General features: G+C 36.2%; 5 protein-coding genes. 2 read left to right on the plus strand and 3 right to left on the minus strand.

The window, feature by feature from the left end; genetic code table 11:
• The first annotated feature begins 262 nt into the window (after window positions 1-262).
• The gene (locus AC1DPQ_RS20650; RefSeq protein WP_477585356.1) at window positions 263-808 is read left to right on the plus strand and encodes an REP-associated tyrosine transposase; all 546 of its coding nucleotides are present in this window, start codon (window positions 263-265) and stop codon (window positions 806-808) included.
• 133 nt (window positions 809-941) lie between these two features.
• On the opposite strand, the gene AC1DPQ_RS20655 is transcribed toward AC1DPQ_RS20650, so the two are convergent.
• The gene (locus tag AC1DPQ_RS20655) at window positions 942-1,448 is read right to left on the minus strand and encodes a phosphoribosyltransferase family protein (protein ID WP_477610727.1); all 507 of its coding nucleotides are present in this window, start codon (window positions 1,446-1,448) and stop codon (window positions 942-944) included.
• A 192-nt stretch (window positions 1,449-1,640) separates the two neighbouring features.
• On the opposite strand from AC1DPQ_RS20655, the gene AC1DPQ_RS20660 reads away from it, so the two are divergent.
• A complete protein-coding gene (locus AC1DPQ_RS20660) occupies window positions 1,641-2,345 on the plus strand; it encodes a head GIN domain-containing protein (RefSeq protein WP_477585358.1) in 705 nt (234 codons plus the stop codon).
• Window positions 2,346-2,494: 149 nt separating this feature from the next.
• Here the strand turns inward: AC1DPQ_RS20660 and AC1DPQ_RS20665 are convergent, their stop codons facing one another.
• Together AC1DPQ_RS20665 and rlmD are read right to left on the minus strand one after the other, a co-directional pair.
• Window positions 2,495-2,902 (minus strand): hypothetical protein, encoded by a 408-nt coding sequence (locus AC1DPQ_RS20665; RefSeq protein WP_215125380.1) that lies wholly within the window; start codon window positions 2,900-2,902, stop codon window positions 2,495-2,497.
• A gap of 100 nt (window positions 2,903-3,002) precedes the next feature.
• Window positions 3,003-3,862 (minus strand): 23S rRNA (uracil(1939)-C(5))-methyltransferase RlmD (rlmD, locus tag AC1DPQ_RS20670; protein ID WP_477610728.1); only part of this gene is annotated, 860 nt, incomplete at its 5' end.

Raw genomic sequence — 3,862 nt, forward strand, 5'->3', positions numbered from 1 at the left:
TTTCTTTAAGACGGCTATAGTCCTCGTTTGTAACGAGGATTAGCGAGATCCACATTTGCAATGTGGTRTAATAGTTTCAAAAATTTATTTGTATTTCTAGCGATGAAATCGCTATTCTCTGGCATCCTCGTTTCAAACGAGGACGATGATCCAAATTTGCAATACAGAATATTATTTCTTTATATTTACGAGTAGATCTCCCAAACATCCTCATTACAACTGAGGATAATAACTTAAAGACATTAAAAAATCTTATTTGATTATGGGAGGAAGCAGATATATAATTACTGATCAAAATCAGGCTTATTTTATAACATGTACAATAGTTGGTTGGATAGACTTATTTACAAGACCAGAATATAAAAACATAATTGTCGATTCGTTAAATCACTGTATCGAGAATAAAGGATTAATATTAAATGGTTGGGTTCTGATGACGAATCACATTCATTTTATTGGAAGATGTAAAGAGCCAAATACAATGTCTGATTTTTTGAGAGATTTTAAAAAATTCACTTCGAAGCAATTGGCTGTTACCATTAAAGAGATACCTGAAAGTAGGAGAGATTGGCTTTTAGATAAGTTTAGTTTCGAAGCTAGAAAGACCAATAGGGCAGAAAATCACAAAATCTGGCAAGACGACAATCATCCTATCGAATTACAAGAAATCGATGCTTTTCAAAAACTACATTATATCCATGATAATCCTGTTAAAGCTGGTATTGTTGAATCTCCCGAGCAATACATTTACAGTAGCGCTAAAGATTATGCTGGAATTAAAGGTTTGGTGAAAATTGAATTGATTTAAAAAAAGCGATAAAATCGCTATTCTCGTGCATCCTCGTTACAAACGAGGACGATAGCACAGATGAATTATAGTCCTCGCTTGTAACGAGGATTCGTAAGATGCACATTTGCAATGTGCTATTATCTCTATAATTTTAGCTCAAATAAACCCGATCTTCTTCACCTTCCACATCCATTACCACATCTACATGTTCTTTTAATATAGTAGCCAGTTCAAGACCAACAAAATCGGTGGCAATAGGGAAAATTTTATGGCTTCGATCAACCAAAACTACGGTGCGGATTTTTTTATGCGGCGTATTWAAGAAAACACCCAAGCCATAAGCAAGGGTTTTACCGCTGTTCAATACGTCATCAACAATAATGATCACCTTGTTTTTCCAATGGCTTTCATCTAAATCTGTCGAAGCTACCAATTTGCTGCTTTCTTTCTGCAGATCGATACGCAGTAAAGTTAGTTTAAAGCCCGAAATCTTTTTAAGCACTTTTTCTAATCGTAGCGCTAGTTTGTAACCACGGTCCCAAATACCGGCAAGCACCACTTCTTTCTCATTCAGGTTATCTTCCAAAATCTGATAAGCGATACGATCTATTTTCTGCTGAATTTGTTTCTTGTTGAGAATAAGTAATTGCGATGCCATTGTATAAAAAGGATTGAATACAAAAAGAACGATTTTAAGGATGAAATTCAAACTATTTGAAAAATAATTTGAATTGTTTGCAACGTTTTCATCAGAGATGCGTCTAATCTATAACCAAAACACAAAATCGAAGCCATCGTTGCCCAAATGCTGCGTAATAATAGCTTCAAATCATTTAACGAAAAAACGACTATGAAAACCCTTATCAAATCATCCGCCATTTTGTTTATCATAATAACCAGCTACATGGCTAAGGCGCAGGATACTAAAAGCTTTACCGTTAAAAACTTCAATAGCATTGGAGTAAGCAGTGGAATAGATCTATACCTCACTCAGGGCGGTAGCGAAAGTGTGAGTATAAAATCTGATTCTGAAACATTAAAAGATATTGTTGTTGAGCAGAACGGCAGCAATGTTACCATAAAATTTAAAGACGGCATCAAATGGAGCGGCATGTTTAAAAACCGCACCATTAAAGCTTATGTAAGTTTTAAAACCCTAAATGCAATTGCAGCATCGGGCGGATCGGATGTTTTTACACAAAACCAAATTAAAACAGATAAACTTGCTATTCGCTCTTCAGGAGGATCGGATTTAAAATTAACGGTTGTTTGCAACGATCTATCTATTCAATCAAGCGGTGGCAGTGATCTCGATTTAAAAGGCAAAGCAGAAAATATGACCATTCAATCTAGTGGAGGTAGTGATATCGATGCTTATGAATTAATTACAGATTATGCAAAGGTGCAGGCTTCTGGTGGTTCTGATGTAAATCTTTATGTAAATAAAGGCTTAGAGGCCAGTGCAAGTGGTGGTGGCGATGTAAGTTATAAGGGAAATGCTTCACTCAAAAAAACATCAAGCTCAAAAAGTGGAGATGTACACCACGTAAATTAAAAGTTTAGTTTAGTTAATAATAACGCGCTGCTTTGTGGATACAATGCGGCGTTTTTCTTTTATAAAAGATTTAACTGACAGAATGATTACACCGATTCAGGTCATTAAAGGCTGTAGGGGGAATCTTTAACCTTCAGCCTTTCTATCCTCTACCTTTTTTTGTACGGATAGTAAATAAAGTTGGCACCTTCAGGAACAATTACGAATACGCACATAAAATCTTCTGGTTTTTTATACACTTTTAAGAAGGGCTCTTTTTTTTCCTTGCTAATGATTCCTTTTTCTACAAATTCTTCTAACGTAGAGGCTTGTATTGTCCAGTCGGTATTAAGTTCTTCTTTGTTTAAGATAAGTTCGCCAATGTTCACCTCATGTTGATGCGCAATAAAAATTGGGTGGGCAGAAATGCCTTCAACCATAATCTCGATTGCTACTTCTTTAATCGCATCAGCATAAAATTCTAAATCTTTTTCTAGACTTATCAGCGGACTTTCCTGCTTTTTTTGTGGTGTTCCGTTCTCTTCGGGCGTTGCGCCTAATAATTCTTCTCTATCCATACCTTAACTAATAATTGAATTTTGAATGAGTGAATAGTTGAATGTTAAAGGCAAATTGCCCCATTCTGTCACTCAATCTTTCTCTCACTCAATCATTTTATTACTTTAACCTTAACAATACTACATTTTCTACGTGTTGCGTGTGCGGAAACATATCTACAGGTTTAATTCGCACCACATCGTATTTTTCTTTCAATAATTCTAAATCTCTTGCCTGTGTGGCTGCATTACAGCTTACATAGACAATTTTTTCAGACTCCATTTCAAGCAATCTCTGTACTACATCTGCATGCATACCAGCGCGTGGCGGATCGGTAATCACCACATCTGGTTTACCATGCGCCAGGATAAATTCTGAAGTAAGAATATCTTTCATATCTCCGGCATAAAAAACCGTATTATCAATGCCATTTAACGCTGAATTAAACTTTGCATCTTCAATAGCGGTTGGCACGTATTCTACCCCAACTACCTGCTTTACGTTTTTGGCAATAAAATTTGCAATCGTTCCAGCACCAGTGTATAAATCATAAACCAATTCATCACCTTTAAATCCGGCAAAATCTCTGGTGATTTTATATAGTTCGAAGGCTTGTTCAGAATTGGTCTGATAAAAAGATTTCACTCCAATTTTAAAACGGATGCCATCCATTTCTTCGAAAATATGATCGCGACCGGAGAAAACCACCACATCCTGATCGAAAATAGTGTCATTCTTTTTTTGGTTAACGATATACAGCAAAGAGGTAATCTGTGGAAATTCATTTTTAAGGAACCCCATCAAGCCATCAACTTGTGTCTGTTCCGGATAAGCAAATACCACGGCAACCATCACCTCTCCTGTGCTAGAAGTACGGATAATCAGGTTACGCAAAACGCCTTCATGGTTACGCAGATCGTAAAACGACAGGTCGTTTTCTAAGGCATATTTACGTACTGCGTTTCTGATCGAATTAGAAG

The organism is Pedobacter sp. 01T416_2 (assembly GCF_056398925.1).